General features: G+C 60.1%; 12 protein-coding genes. 5 read left to right on the top strand and 7 right to left on the bottom strand.

The genetic code is table 11. The features are described from left to right. The first annotated feature begins 24 nt into the window (after positions 1-24). Entirely contained in the window at positions 25-1,047 is a 1,023-nt protein-coding gene (locus AC5RTY_RS10975) for a 1-aminocyclopropane-1-carboxylate deaminase (RefSeq protein WP_494013230.1), read from the top strand. A 67-nt stretch (positions 1,048-1,114) separates the two neighbouring features. Here the strand turns inward: AC5RTY_RS10975 and AC5RTY_RS10980 are convergent, their stop codons facing one another. Both AC5RTY_RS10980 and AC5RTY_RS10985 read right to left on the bottom strand, forming a co-directional pair. Next, on the bottom strand, positions 1,115-1,444 hold the full coding sequence (locus tag AC5RTY_RS10980) for a hypothetical protein (RefSeq protein ID WP_494013229.1): 330 nt from the start codon (positions 1,442-1,444) through the stop codon (positions 1,115-1,117). 47 nt (positions 1,445-1,491) lie between these two features. Then, positions 1,492-2,004 carry a hypothetical protein gene (locus AC5RTY_RS10985; RefSeq protein WP_494013228.1) on the bottom strand — a complete coding sequence of 171 codons (513 nt, stop codon included), beginning with the start codon at positions 2,002-2,004 and terminating at the stop codon, positions 1,492-1,494. Between the two features lie 16 nt (positions 2,005-2,020). Between AC5RTY_RS10985 and AC5RTY_RS10990 the strand changes: the two genes are divergently transcribed. From AC5RTY_RS10990 to AC5RTY_RS11000, 3 genes are all read left to right on the top strand, one after another. Then, on the top strand, positions 2,021-2,476 hold the full coding sequence (locus tag AC5RTY_RS10990) for a hypothetical protein (protein ID WP_494013227.1): 456 nt from the start codon (positions 2,021-2,023) through the stop codon (positions 2,474-2,476). A gap of 109 nt (positions 2,477-2,585) precedes the next feature. Continuing rightward, positions 2,586-2,903: a nucleotide pyrophosphohydrolase gene (locus tag AC5RTY_RS10995; protein WP_494013226.1), complete on the top strand. Its 318-nt coding sequence runs from the start codon at positions 2,586-2,588 to the stop codon at positions 2,901-2,903. An 88-nt stretch (positions 2,904-2,991) separates the two neighbouring features. Next, positions 2,992-4,608: a DNA/RNA helicase domain-containing protein gene (locus tag AC5RTY_RS11000; RefSeq protein ID WP_494013225.1), complete on the top strand. Its 1,617-nt coding sequence runs from the start codon at positions 2,992-2,994 to the stop codon at positions 4,606-4,608. A gap of 429 nt (positions 4,609-5,037) precedes the next feature. On the opposite strand, the gene aceB is transcribed toward AC5RTY_RS11000, so the two are convergent. Further along, positions 5,038-6,678: a malate synthase A gene (gene aceB / locus AC5RTY_RS11005; RefSeq protein WP_494013224.1), complete on the bottom strand. Its 1,641-nt coding sequence runs from the start codon at positions 6,676-6,678 to the stop codon at positions 5,038-5,040. 198 nt (positions 6,679-6,876) lie between these two features. Then, positions 6,877-8,193 carry an isocitrate lyase gene (gene aceA / locus AC5RTY_RS11010; protein WP_494139515.1) on the bottom strand — a complete coding sequence of 439 codons (1,317 nt, stop codon included), beginning with the start codon at positions 8,191-8,193 and terminating at the stop codon, positions 6,877-6,879. 169 nt (positions 8,194-8,362) lie between these two features. Between aceA and AC5RTY_RS11015 the strand changes: the two genes are divergently transcribed. Next, entirely contained in the window at positions 8,363-9,877 is a 1,515-nt protein-coding gene (locus AC5RTY_RS11015; RefSeq protein ID WP_494139516.1) for a helix-turn-helix domain-containing protein, read from the top strand. Positions 9,878-9,935: 58 nt separating this feature from the next. Here AC5RTY_RS11015 and AC5RTY_RS11020 read toward each other — a convergent pair whose 3' ends face one another. The 3 genes from AC5RTY_RS11020 to AC5RTY_RS11030 all read right to left on the bottom strand — a co-directional run bounded on the left by AC5RTY_RS11020 (position 9,936) and on the right by AC5RTY_RS11030 (position 13,499). Beyond that, a complete protein-coding gene (locus tag AC5RTY_RS11020) occupies positions 9,936-10,634 on the bottom strand; it encodes a DUF4276 family protein (protein WP_494139517.1) in 699 nt (232 codons plus the stop codon). Positions 10,635-10,638: 4 nt separating this feature from the next. After that, on the bottom strand, positions 10,639-11,931 hold the full coding sequence (locus AC5RTY_RS11025) for an AAA family ATPase (RefSeq protein ID WP_494139518.1): 1,293 nt from the start codon (positions 11,929-11,931) through the stop codon (positions 10,639-10,641). A gap of 410 nt (positions 11,932-12,341) precedes the next feature. After that, positions 12,342-13,499 carry a hypothetical protein gene (locus AC5RTY_RS11030; RefSeq protein ID WP_494139519.1) on the bottom strand — a complete coding sequence of 386 codons (1,158 nt, stop codon included), beginning with the start codon at positions 13,497-13,499 and terminating at the stop codon, positions 12,342-12,344. Between the last annotated feature and the right edge of the window lie 159 nt (positions 13,500-13,658).

The following is a 13,658-nucleotide window of genomic DNA, read 5'->3' on the forward strand; positions in this document are numbered from 1 at the left end:
CCGCCGAGGCAGAACGGGGACCACATGGCCATCACGGAGTTCGACCGCTACCCGCTCACGTTCGGCCCCAGCCCGGTCCACCACCTGCCCCGGCTCAGCAAGCATTTGGGTGGTGCTCAGCTCTGGGCCAAGCGGGAGGACGTCAATTCCGGCCTGGCCTACGGCGGCAACAAGACCCGCAAGCTCGAGTACATCGTCCCGGACATCCTCGCGGAGGGTGCGGACACCATCGTGTCCATCGGCGGCTTCCAGTCCAACCACACCCGGCAGGTAGCAGCAGTGGCCGCGACCCTCGGCCTGAAGGCGCTGCTGGTGCAGGAGAACTGGGTGGACTGGCCGGACCCGCTCACCGACCGCGTCGGCAACATTTTGCTCTCCCGGCTGATGGGGGCGGACGTGCGGCTCGACCCGGCGGGCTTCGACATCGGCATCCGCGACTCCTGGCAGAACGCCATCGCCGAGGTCGAGGCGGCCGGCGGCAAGCCCTACGCCATCCCGGCCGGCGCCTCCGAGCACAGGCTCGGCGGGCTGGGATTCGCCAACTGGGCCTACGAGGTCCAGCAGCAGGAGAAGGAGCTCGGCGTCTTCTTCGACACCATCGTGGTCTGCACCGTCACCGGCTCCACCCACGCCGGCATGATCGCCGGGTTCGCGGCCCTGCAGGACGCCGGCGGCCGGTCGCGCCGGGTGCTCGGCATCGACGCCTCCGCCACCCTGTCCAAAACCCGCGACCAGGTCGGCCGCATCGCCCGCAACACGGCGCAGCTCATCGGCCTCGAGCGGGGACTGCACGACGACGAGATCACGGTACTGGAAGGCTGGGCCGGCGACCTCTACGGCATCCCGGTCGAATCCACGCTGGAAGCCATGCGGCTGAGCGCCTCGCTCGAAGCCATGATCACCGACCCGGTCTACGAAGGAAAATCCATGGCCGCCCTAATCGACCTGGTCAGCAGCAAGCAGATCCCGGCCGAGAGCACAGTGCTCTACGCACACCTCGGCGGCCAGCCGGCCCTCAACGCCTACAGCGGCCTGTTCCGGAGCTAGGAAACAACGACGGCGGTGCTCGCCTGAGCGCCGCCGTTCAGTTGAGCCCGGGGCTGGCAGCCGATGGTCAGCGGGTCAACTGGAGCACGCTGATGTACAGAATGGTCACGGCAACCGCGGCCAGCAGTTGCCACCAGATGACGTGTTTCCGGACGGCTGGCCGCCGATGCACTTCGTGCTGGTATTCAACGGCATCGAGGGCAAGGCCGATAAGGACGGCACCGCCAAGGTTCATCCAAAACCCGTTGCCCGCGATATTGAAAAGCGTGATGAACAGAAAAATGAAGGCAATCCCGAGCAGATCGCGGAAGACTTTGCCGCCGCTGGAAAACTTCCACTCCAAGTAGCTTTTCGGCTTTTGCTGCGTTTCTGGGACGGTTTGATCGTGGGTTGTCATGCATTTCCTCCGGGCTTAGTCTGCCGTCATTGTGCCATGACCGCGGATTAAGTCGAAGTTCGGGCCAGCTCAACGATCCACTCGGGTGTCTGGTGCCCTTGTTTCTTGTCCGTCACTACACGAAGTCTGGCTGCCTGGATTCTGACACTGTCCTGTTGTGCGGAGTCAGTGGCTTTGGGGGAGGCCGGCATGGTCTCCACGTCCTCAAGAGCCGTGACCTGCTTAGCCAAGGCATCGGTTGAGGCGACCTGAAGAATCCGCGCCTCTTCCTCGCCGGCCAAATGGCTTTCGGCGAGAAGCGCCAACACGCCGAGCCCAACCACCTTGCGGTCCAGGCTGGGGGACATGGACGCATCGAGCGCCCACTCCGCCCGCGCCCACCACTGGGCACGGCGATCTGCATGGGCCTGAGCGCGCATGCTGCGCCAGCCTATGTAGGCGGCTATCAGGGCGGCGACGAGAATCGCCAGCGGACCGAGGGAGGCGAGAACGTCCCAAGCATCAGGGGCGTCGTTGCGGACCACAACCTCGACCGGATCTGGAGCTTGCAGCGCGATCATGGCTCCAACCTAGGGCATGCATCGCTTGATGTGGCTGAGGACAACAAGCTATTTACGTGCCGGTATTTTCCGGACGCTGGAGGTGGCGTGGCGGAAAGCCGCAACGACGGCTGCACCTTTTCTCAAAGACTGGGATGATCAGGCCATGACTAAGTCATCGATGATCATTCCTTCAGATCTTGCCCGTGCGGCCCGCGCACTAACCCAGGTTTCGTCCAAGGTGATCGGCAAGGCAGCCGGCCTGGACAAAAAACAGGTGCGCGATTTCGAGAAGGGCAACCAGGCGCTTACCCCGGAGCAGAACTGGCAATTGCGCCGTGCCTTGGAGCAGTTCGGCGTCGTCTTCATCGAGGACGACGATCAGGGCGGCTACGGAGTGCGTCGAAAGTTCAACGCTTCCAAGATTGCGCGCTTGGAAACCTGGGAAGGCGAAGGCGGAGCGCCCCACGAGGACGACATCCGATCGTACTGACGACGTTGAACAGCAGTTGGTCTTCGTTGATGGCCGCTGTGGGTGCAACAATGATGATAAAGCGGCAATAGTTACAGGGGCCATCAAAGCTGGCTGATAGCTTTGTTCCATGCAAGATACGTATCCCTTGGAAACACTTCGCGCGTTCGTTGCCGAACGAGATTGGGGGCAGTTTCATACGCCCGAGAATCTTGCAAAGAGCATCAGCATTGAGGCTGCAGAGCTCCTTGAGTGCTTCCAGTGGGGCGGGGAGGACCTTCTTTCAGCACAGGAAGAGCTCGCGGACGTACTCACGTACTGTTTTCTCCTTGCCGACCGATTGGGCGTAAATCCGCACACTATAGTGTTAGAGAAGCTGAAGAAAACGGGCAATAAGTACCCGGTAGAAAAGGCACGAGGACGAAGCGAGAAGTATGACCAACTTTAGCCTCGAACGCTTTCCATTCGCTCCGGACGAAATCCGGGCGTGGGGTGCAGCCGATCTTCGACACCGCAACTGGCCTGTAGTGTACGTCATGAACAATGACACTGAGGTGTACGTCGGAGAATCATTGAACTCCGAAAGCCGCATGCGGCAGCATTTAGACTCAGACGAGAAGCGTCGGCTCAGCTGGGTTCGCGTCGTGCTGGACAAAACTTTCAACAAGTCAGCCTGCCTGGATTTGGAGTCCTATCTCATCCGGATGTTCTCCGGAGACGGACAGTATCAGGTGCTCAACCAAAACGCGGGCATCACAGACGCCGACTACTATGACCGCGAAGTGTATAGGAAGAGCTTCGACGAGGTCTTCGAAAGGCTTCGTACCCAAGAGCACCTCTTCCAGCGAACTCTTCCTGAAATCATCAACAGTGATCTCTTCAAGCTTTCACCGTTCAAAGCGCTTAATCATGATCAGGCCATCGCTGTCGAGGATATCCTCGAAGGACTCTTCGCTGATTTGGAAAGCGATACACCGAGCACTGTCGTCGTCCAAGGCAATCCCGGCACGGGGAAGACGGTTGTCGCCATCTATCTTCTGAAGCTACTGGAAGACATTAGGCGGCACAACCCAGAAGAACCACTAGACAGTGACTCCATCTTCAGTGAATTCTTCACACCAGGTCGCGCCGAACTCCTGGCAACATTACGCGTGGGTCTCGTCGTACCCCAACAGTCACTCAGGGCATCCATCTCTCGGGTCTTCACGCTCACCCCCGGACTCCACAAAAACCTCGTACTCACGCCTTTTTCCGTTGGCGAGAGCGACGAGCCTTTTGATTTATTGATTGTCGATGAAGCGCACCGCCTCAACCAAAGGGCCAATCAGCCATCGGGCCCGCTCAACAAAAAGTTCGCTGAGATAAATCGCAAACTCTTCGGTGAGGACGACCCCAAGTTGACACAATTAGATTGGGTCAGGAAGCAGAGCAAACACACGATTCTGATGCTCGATACAGGGCAAAGTGTGCGCCCCGCAGACCTGCCCGCCGCCACCACGAACGCCCTCCTAGAAGAAGCATCGGCTTCAAGCCGTCTCTACCCCCTTCAATCACAGATGAGGATTTCTGCGGAACAGGACTATGTCGGGTATGTTCGCAAAGTACTCAGTGAAACACCACCGCCGGCACGTGAGGACTTCGAGGGCTACGACCTCCGCTTCTTCACAGATCTCGGGGAGATGAGACGAGAGATCCTCCTGCGCGATCAGGAGAAGGGACTGTCACGCCTGATCGCAGGGTACGCCTGGAAGTGGAGTAGCAAGACGGACAAGAATAGGTTCGACATCGAACTCGACGGTGTGAAGCTTCGGTGGAACTCGGTTCAACGCGACTGGATCAACTCACCCAGCTCAGAGCTGGAAGTCGGCTCAATTCACACCGTGCAAGGCTACGACTTGAACTATGCGGGCGTCATCATTGGCGAAGATCTCCGCTATGACAAAGCGGCGAGGAAAGTCACATTCGACCGGTCCAAATATCACGACAAGAAGGGTCGTGAAAACAACCCGAAGCTCGGCATCGAATACTCCGACCAAGACCTTCTCCAGTACGTGCGGAATATTTACGCCGTGCTGCTCACTCGAGGGATATTCGGCACGTACATCTATGTTTGCGACGGGGATCTCAGAGACTATCTCCGTCGATACTTCTAGAACAAAGGAATCAATTAGCCTCACTGCGCAGCTCGCCGCATGAGAGCGTAATCGCGAAAGCTTCAATTGCTCAGTCTCCGCAGGACCGGTCCGGGCCGCCCGGACTTCGGGCTGCCTGTGGCCAAGGGCGTGGCTTACGCGGTCCGGGATCGGGCACCCGCTATCTGCAGGACCGCCGAGATCCTTGCTCAGCCCGGAGGGTCCCGGCTACGTAATCCACTCGAAAAAGCGAAAACGCCGGGTGCGGCTCCCTCTAGAGAGCCGCACCCGGCGTTTCATTTCACTGTGCTTCCGCAGGGTCCGCCGGTCCGCCCGACCATCGGGCTGCTTGTGGCGAAAGATGCGTGGACCTGGCGGCCCTGCGGAAAGTTTTTGGTGCCGGCGGTGACCGGGGGCTGGCTATTGGACCCCGGTCAACCGCCGGACGGATCAGGCTGCGGCAATCACCTTCGCCGGCGACTTCTCCAGCAGGTAGTTCTGGTAGGCGGGGATCGTCAGGAAGGCGGGGAACTCTTCGCCGAGGGCGCACTCTTCGAAGATTTCGCGGGCGTCGTCGAACCGGTCGCCGTCGAACCGCGGCAGAGCGGCGAACTCTTCCTCCAGCAGTTCGCGGACCCATTCGCGGGTGATGATCTCGCCGTCGTCGGTTACGGCGTGGGCGTGGATCCACTGCCAAATTTGCGAGCGGGAGATCTCCGCCGTCGCGGCGTCCTCCATCAGGTTGTGGATGGCCACCGCGCCGTTGCCGCGCAGCCAGGACTCGATGTATTGGATGCCGACTTCCAGGTTGGTGCGGATGCCGGTCTCGGTGATGGAGCCCTCGGTGCCGGCGACGTTCAGCAGGGCGGCGTCGTCGGGCGTGACGTCCTCTCGCTGGCGGTCCAGCTGGTTGGGCCGGTCGCCGAGCACCGAGTCAAACACCTCGCGGCAGACCGGCACCAGGTCCGGGTGCGCCACCCAGGAGCCGTCGAACCCGTCGGAGGCTTCGCGGGTCTTGTCCGCGTGCACCTTCTCCATGGCAATGGCGTTGGCCTCCGGGTCGCGGCGGCTGGGGATGAACGCGGCCATCCCGCCGACCGCCATGGCGCCGCGGCGGTGGCACGCGCGGACCAGCTGCTCGGTATAGGAGCGCATGAACGGCGCCGTCATGGTCACCTGCGTGCGGTCCGGGAGCACAAACCGTGGCCCGCGGGCGCGGAAGTTCTTGATCACCGAGAAGATGTAGTCCCATCGGCCGGCGTTCAGCCCCGAGGCGTGGTCGCGCAGTTCGTACAGGATCTCCTCCATCTCGAACGCGGCCGTGATGGTCTCGATCAGCACGGTGGCGCGGATGGTGCCCTGCGGGATGCCCAGCAGGTCCTGCGCCAGGATGAACACGTCGTTCCACAGCCGGGCTTCCAGGTGCGACTCGATCTTTGGCAGGTAGAAATACGGTCCGCGGCCCTGGGCGATGAGCCGCTGGGCGTTGTGGAAGAAGTACAGGCCAAAGTCCACGATGCCGCCGGCCACCGGTTCGCCGCCGATCAGCATGTGCTTCTCCGGCAGGTGCCAGCCGCGCGGCCGGACCACGATCGTGGGCAGGTCCGTCAGCGTCCGACCGGTGAGCTTGTATTCCTTGCCCGTGTCGGAGACGAAGTCGATCCGCCGTTCCAGCACGTCGGTCAGGTTCAGCTGCCCGTTGATCACGTTGGACCAGCTGGGCGTAGAGGAGTCCTCCATGTCCGCCAGCCACACCTTCGCGCCGGAGTTCAGCGCGTTGATGGTCATCTTCTTCTCCACCGGCCCGGTGATCTCCACCCGGCGGTCCTCCAGCCCGGGCGCCGGGGGAGCGACGCGCCACGAGGAATCCTCGCGGATGTGCCGGGTGCCGGGCAGGAACTTCGGGTCGTGCCCGCGGGCGATCGAGCGCCGCCGGTTCTCCCGCTGCACCAGCAGCTCGCGCCGCCGGGCCGCTGTGGCCTGGTGCAGCCTGGCCACGAACTCCAGCGCCTGCGGCGTCAGCACTTCCTCCTGCCGGCACACGGCCGGGCCCGTCAACGTAATCCCGTTCAAGGTAATCGGATCGTTCATCGCTCATTCACTCCTCAAGAAAACTTTTGTAAGTACGACGCCGGCGCCCGGCCTGGGTGCCAAAGGTGACCTTCGGATCTGAGGTGCGGAGCCGGGACCCGGAAAGCGGCTAATAGCTTCCGTAAGGCCGTCCGTGGCCGTCGGAAGGTCGTGCCGCGGCGGGTCCCGGCGCAGCGCCGGAGGGGCGCCCCGTCGTCGTTAGTGGAACTGGCCCTCTTCGGTGGAGCCGACCAGTGCCAGGGTGCTGCCGTTGGGGTTGAGGGCAGTGGAGATGGTGTCGAAGTAGCCGGTGCCCACTTCGCGCTGGTGCTTGGTTGCGGTGTAGCCGCGGTCTTCGGCGCCGAATTCGCGCTCCTGCAGGTCCACGTAGGCGCTCATCCCGTTGCGGGCGTAGCCGTGGGCCAGGTCGAACATCGAGTAGTTCAAGGCGTGGAAGCCGGCCAGGGTGATGAACTGGAAGGTGAAGCCCATCGCCCCGAGCTCGCGCTGGAACTTGGCGATCGTCTCGTCGTCCAGGTGCTTCTTCCAGTTGAAGGACGGCGAGCAGTTGTAGGAGAGCATCTGGTCCGGGTACTCGGCCTTGACCGCCTCCGCGAACTTGCGGGCCAGCTCCAGGTCCGGGGTGCCGGTCTCCATCCAGATCAGGTCCGAGTACGGGGCGTAGGCCTTGGCCCGGGCGATGCACGGCTCAATCCCGTTGCGGACCTTGTAGAAGCCCTCGGGGGTGCGCTCGCCGGTGATGAACTCGGCGTCGCGCTCGTCCACGTCGGAGGTAAGCAGCGTGGCGGCCTCGGCGTCGGTCCGGGCGATGATCACGCTCGGGGTGCCGGCGACGTCGGCGGCCAGCCGGGCCGCGTTCAGGGTGCGGATGTGCTGGCCGGTGGGGATCAGCACCTTGCCGCCCAGGTGGCCGCACTTCTTCTCCGAGGCCAGCTGGTCCTCCCAGTGCACGCCGGAGGCGCCGGCGGCGATCATGGACTTCATCAGCTCGTAGGCGTTCAGCGGCCCGCCGAAGCCGGCCTCGGCGTCGGCCACGATGGGCACCAGCCAGTCCTCGACGGTCTGGATGCCCTCGGAGAACTCGATCTGGTCGGCCCGCATCAACGCGTTGTTGATCCGGCGGACCACCTGCGGCACCGAGTTCGCCGGGTAAAGCGACTGGTCCGGGTAGGTGTGGCCGGAGAGGTTGGCGTCGGCGGCCACCTGCCAGCCGGAGAGGTAGATGGCGCGCAGCCCGGCCTTGACCTGCTGCACCGCCTGGTTGCCGGTCAGCGCGCCGAGCGCGTTGGTGTAGCGGCCCTCGGCGGCTTCCTCGGTCAGCTGCTTCCACAGCTTCTGGGCGCCGCGCTTGGCCAGCGTGTGTTCTTCCTGGACCCGGCCGCGGAGGCGGACGACATCCGCTGCGGTGTAGTCGCGAGTGATGCCCTCCCAGCGGGAATCGGCGGCCCACTCGAGCTCCAGTGCCTTGGCCGCTTCCTCAGCGTTCATCGGGGCCGGCTCAAATGATGCAGTCATTGCTGTTCTCCTTAGTGGCCGTCGGTCGAGCTAGCTCTCGGTGGTCGAGCTTGTCGAGACCAGGCCATCGTCGGCCTAACCTGCCGATCGGAACCGGCACCGAACTTCTTCGTGAAATCGACTATTCCGCAGGTCACAACAGGTAATCCATAAAAAATGCTGGAAAGATTTGCACTTCTTCTCGTATTCTCAAGAAATGACAACCACCAGCTGGAATCGTCCCTCCAAGCACGACGGCGGTGCCTCCGCAGAGCCCGAAATCGATGTCATCAGCCTGGGCCGGCGGGTGCGGCACCTGCGCAAGGCCCAGGGCATGACGCTTGACGATCTCGGTGCCGCGGTCGGCGCCGCGCCGTCGCAGCTCTCGCTGATCGAGAACGGCAAGCGCGAGCCCAAGCTCGGCATGCTGCAGGCCCTTGGCAAAGCGCTGGGCGTGGGAATCGACCAGCTGCTCGGGGCGGAGCCGCCCAGCCGCCGTGCGGCCCTGGAGATTGAGCTGGAGCGGTACCAACGCGGGCCGCTGTACGAATCGCTGGGACTGCCGAAAGTCCGCGTCAGCTCGCGGCTTCCCATGGATGTGCTGGAGTCGTTGGTGGGTCTGCAGCACGAGCTGGAGCGCCGGCTGGACGAGCAGGCCGCCACGCCAGAGGAGGCCCGGCGCGCCAACACCGAGCTGCGGGCCGAGATGCGCGCCCGGAACAACCACTACGAGGACCTGGAGGCGCAGGCCCAGGAGCTGCTCAAGGCGGTCGGGTTCAAGGGCGGTCCGCTGTCCCACCACGTGGCCGCGGACATCGCCGAGCACCTCGGTTTTAGCCTGCAGTACGTCAGCGACCTGCCGCATTCCACCCGGTCCGTGACGGATTTGAAGAACAGCAGGATTTACCTGACTCAGGGCCACCGGTCGGAACACGACCCGCGCTCGGTGCTGCTGCAGGCCGTCGGCCATTACGTCCTGGGACACCAGACGCCCACCGACTACGCGGACTTCCTCCGCCAGCGCGTCTACACCAACTACTTCGCCGCCGCCTTGCTAATGCCCGAGCATGCCACCGTGGACTTCCTGCAGAAGGCCAAGGCCTCCAAGGAGTTGGCCATCGAGGACCTGCGCGACGCGTTCAGCGTTTCCTACGAGACCGCCGCCCACCGCTTCACCAACCTAGCCACGCACCACCTGGGGATCCCGTGCCACTTCCAGAAGGTCCATGTCTCCGGCATCATCCACAAGGCCTACGAAAACGACGGCGTGAACTTTCCGGCAGACCACACCGGCGCCATCGAGGGCCAACCCGTCTGCCGCAACTGGACCTCACGGGCGGTGTTCGACGTGCCGGACAAATTCAGGGCCTTTAACCAGTACACGGACACCAAGGCCGGGACCTTCTGGTGCACGGCTATCACCGAGCGACACTCGTCGGGCGAGTACTCGCTGAGCATCGGCATCCCCTACAAGGAGGTGAAGTGGTTCCGCGGCCGGGACACGGCTGAGCGCTCCGTCTCCAACTGCCCGGACGAGTCCTGCTGCCGCCGCCCGCCCGCCGACCTCGCCGCCCAATGGGCCGGCCATGCCTGGCCAAGCGCCCGCGCCAACTCCCATCTCCTCGCGGCCCTGCCCCCTGGAGCCTTTCCTGGCGTGGATGAAACCGAGGTATACCAGTTCCTGGCCGTACACGCGGAGCGGTAATCAATGCCAGGGCCAGTCGCCGTAGTGTCTTTTTCTACGAACAGGATTTCTCCGGACGTCAGGAGCGTGTGGCGGATTCAGGTCGCGTCTGCGCAGGCTCACTAGCAACAAGCATTCGGACGCTATCGCGAAAGTATTGAAAGCTCTGCGACTCGTTTTGATCTACGTCTATGTGGGGAGAAATATTGACTGCCCATTCCCACTTAGCTTGCCCAGTAGTGGGGAAACCTTGCCTCTTAAGTGCAGTTGCCCCTCCAGGATAGACGACGTTTGCCAATGTCTCCCATGTGCCACAAATGGAATCGGGCGTGTAATGACTAAGAACGTCTGCTTTTGCATGGGGATAGGCGGTCTTCACAGCACTCTTATCACCTAGGAGCCAAGCCTCACCCTCTTCTACTGCTATACAGAAGACTGCGGTTGGAGCAGGATTGCATCTCTCGAGTACTTGTTCCAAGTCGCGCACAAAACTGTGGAGAACTTTATCGTCGAGATCGCACACCACGACGACGGCCGCCTGATAATCAACCCCATATCCTTGAAAGGTTCTACCGTAGCCTTGCAGTAATCGAGGCAACTGATCTAAAAGGATTCTCTTATCAGCATTTTGATTGCTTCCCATCCCCCTAGGTAATTTACCAATACCCTTATATGGCAGGACTTCAAAAGTATGTTCATTGAGTTCGATAATTTTCGGAACAAGAACATTCAGGGCGGCGCCACCTGATTTGTCCTCAACAAGAAAAACCAAATGCATTCTTTTAATCCACATCCAGATATTCGCTGTACCAGAGCCCACCAAGAGGCAAGCCCTCGGATACAAGATTTGCAATTAGAGGATTTTTGTTAGCTCGACGAATATTGGAGAACCCGTCATCTTGTTTTTCAAGAATCCAGACTTCTTCTGGATTGAGAGCATCCACTAAGTAGGGCTGATGCGTCGTCAGAAACACTTGCGAACTACCTTTGCGACCGGTTGCATGGGCTCGAAATTCGATAGCTAGTGATTCAAGAAGCTTATGATAAAGACCGTTCTCGGGCTCCTCAATACAGAGAAAGGGTGGGGGAGTGGGGTCTTCAAGTAGCAAGAGATAGGCGAAAACCTTCAAAGTTCCATCTGACATTTGCTGAGAGTAGAAGGGATCCTTGAAGCCCTTGTCATTGAAGCGCAGCAAAATGCGTCCATCAGCTGACATTTCGGTAGTGATGTTGTTGATCCCAGGTATTTTGCCTGCGATTCTGTCTAAAATAGTCTGAAATCTTTTTGGGTGTTCGCGCTGCATGAACTGAACTACGTTACCAAGATTGTCCCCATGAATATTGAGATGCTTCTGGGGGCCAGCTAGTGGTAAACTCCGGGCGGCGTCCGGTGTAAAGTAACTAAGATACCAGCCTTCTATGAAACTCCGAAACGCCGAGATCCGCGGATGCTGCTTTAGTGATCCGAGTGTTGAAATGCCGAGTTTTCGCTTATCGGATAATTCGACTAACTCGGTCTCCTTGGATTCCTCTTGGCTGTCCAGGTCTCTAAAGTCTTCTAATAGTTTGAATATGGAATTGTCGCGGCCGTCTTCGACAATTTGCTTACCTTCGAGGTCGTTTTTCCACACTAGTCCTTTGCCGTCATTGAGGACCAAAAAGGAGAAGGGCCAACCGTTACTCTGACCGCGGCGTCGCTGTCGTAAGCGCTCTTTCAAGACGAACGGTCGACCGGACATATCTATATCAATCGACAATTCATAGGTAATTGGTCGAGCGTTTCCGTCCTCCTTGTAGTAGATTTCGAAGGAAATTGGGCCGGTCTGCCCCTGAGATCGAAGCCTTGTGAAGCCTCCGCGGCCGCTAGAGTCGCACGCTTCTTCCACACCCAGTTTGAGGCAGTCCGCTAGAAATCCAAAAGCATCAAAAAGAGTGCTTTTCCCGGCCCCATTCTTGCCGATTACGGCAGTAAGGGGCGTAAGTGGCTCTTCGGACTGAAGATTCCAGAGCTTACCAAGAGTCACGTCTCGTAAAGTTTTGAAATTCGTGATGCGGAATCCGTCTATTTGAGCCATGTATTCCCTGTCATTCTATGCGCGATAACCTTGATTATTGTAAACAGTTCCTGAGAATCGAATGTCAGTGGCCCGAAACGATCGTGGCGGTGCACCACTGCCAACTGCGGTTCCACTACCGCCGTCGTGTGGCACCGCGCCCTTCAAATGTGATCGACGGCCCGACCACTCAGACTATCGCGGCCGGCACATACAGAACGCATCTTGCCGGCGTGTCCACGTAGTCCGAGCCAGTCCCTAAACGTGATGCGTGACCTGCTCGTTCTGGTCCGCCGCCTTGCTTAAACCAGCTACGAGTTCCCCAAAGTCGTGGCCGGAACAAGTTGTCGATTGCCCTGGGTGACGAGTTACGGCCTTGAGCGTTACTAGAGCTGCCGGATGCCGTCGGCGCTTTTGAGGGCCGTGCAATCTTAAGCGATTCGGTCGTCATCGATCGTCGAAATACAAACCCAACCGTTCTGATCGGCAAGTGTTTTGCACATTTCCCCACGAAGTGATCTCGTGGTCGGAGCGATTTCATCCCCGAAGTCCAGGACAAAGGCCTCGCAGTTGTCGCTGCCATCCCGGTAGAACTCCACCTCAAATGACGAACCGTCTCGTGCAGTGCCGTACCCTGAAGCGTCCCGGCCTCGCCAGTAGACCGTCCCGATCGACGATTCCACCGATAGCTTGACTGCCTCGACAGTCTCCAGGTTTCCTACAGGAACCTGGTTCCACCAGTCGCCACCGGCGCCGAACTCGTAAGGATTGATGAATAGATAACGGTCATCCCTGGAGAATTCATCCTGATAGTCTTCCATGTTGGCAAAATGCTGAGGCTCGACGCTGATGCCTGACCGTTGGCGGTGTCGTCTATCCAGGAAGCGCCAAGCCGACTGCTGGACCTCGTCCTCAATCTGTCTGCGGTCCGTGTCGAGCGCAGCACAATGTAGAAGGTCAAAAAGCCGTACCGCAGGCACAACGAAGGCGATGTGAGAGTGCTGGGAAAGGCCCAGTCCAGACTCACTCGTGCTCACCTCGTCAACAAAATGGCCTACATGGATTCCGAGCAATACCTCATCTATTCGCTCTTCGCCCATTCGTGAAAACACCGGTGCACCACTCATGCCCTCCGCGGCGCTGCTTTCAACAAGCAGCACGTTTTCGCGGTGTCCACGACGACCAGGGACGGGTTCCAAAGGAGCCATTGACAAGCGTCCGAAAAGCATAACCGGCTCGATCCGCTTTGAGTCTTGGACATGTCGGAACAGACCCACGGTCGCGGTCTCAATGCCCAATGGCGGATATTCGTCGTAATCTTGCCGTTCAACATCGATGATTGCTTCAATCGGCACCGCTGTGGTGGCTCTTCCGATGATGTACCCGGAGTACGATGGCCCCCGATATCGTTGGCATGCGAGATCGACCCGATCCTCGCCATCACGGAGGTTCTCGCTGAGGATGATGTGCCAATCTCTTCCGGGCAGCAAAGACCGACTCCCGCCCTGCCCGCCCATCCAGTTTCCCTCTTCGACGAGATCTCGTGCTGCGAACTGGTGGTCAAAAGCGCAGTGGGCTGCCGTAACCACGTACGTGTGGTAGTAATTATCCCGCCACAGCGCTCTTTCGAACGGCATTATTACAAGGAACGCACTGCCCACACGCTGGCCTCTGGCACGATGCGATTCGGATGAGGGGCCTACCCCATTTGGATCAAGCTCCTCCCCAGGAGTGGAAAGTATCAAAGA

It is taken from the genome of Arthrobacter sp. Y3224055, assembly GCF_059090825.1.

What these genes read in the sequence shown, in the direction of transcription:
- aceA (WP_494139515.1), bottom strand. Translation starts at nt 8,193, where the DNA reads ATGACTGCATCATTTGAGCCGGCCCCGATGAACGCTGAGGAAGCGGCC.
- AC5RTY_RS10985 (WP_494013228.1), bottom strand. Translation starts at nt 2,004, where the DNA reads ATGATCGCGCTGCAAGCTCCAGATCCGGTCGAGGTTGTGGTCCGCAAC.
- AC5RTY_RS11025 (WP_494139518.1), bottom strand. Translation starts at nt 11,931, where the DNA reads ATGGCTCAAATAGACGGATTCCGCATCACGAATTTCAAAACTTTACGA.
- AC5RTY_RS10990 (WP_494013227.1), top strand. Translation starts at nt 2,021, where the DNA reads ATGCATCGCTTGATGTGGCTGAGGACAACAAGCTATTTACGTGCCGGT.
- AC5RTY_RS10975 (WP_494013230.1), top strand. Translation starts at nt 25, where the DNA reads ATGGCCATCACGGAGTTCGACCGCTACCCGCTCACGTTCGGCCCCAGC.
- AC5RTY_RS11000 (WP_494013225.1), top strand. Translation starts at nt 2,992, where the DNA reads ATGAACAATGACACTGAGGTGTACGTCGGAGAATCATTGAACTCCGAA.
- AC5RTY_RS11020 (WP_494139517.1), bottom strand. Translation starts at nt 10,634, where the DNA reads ATGCATTTGGTTTTTCTTGTTGAGGACAAATCAGGTGGCGCCGCCCTG.
- AC5RTY_RS10995 (WP_494013226.1), top strand. Translation starts at nt 2,586, where the DNA reads ATGCAAGATACGTATCCCTTGGAAACACTTCGCGCGTTCGTTGCCGAA.
- aceB (WP_494013224.1), bottom strand. Translation starts at nt 6,678, where the DNA reads ATGAACGATCCGATTACCTTGAACGGGATTACGTTGACGGGCCCGGCC.
- AC5RTY_RS10980 (WP_494013229.1), bottom strand. Translation starts at nt 1,444, where the DNA reads ATGACAACCCACGATCAAACCGTCCCAGAAACGCAGCAAAAGCCGAAA.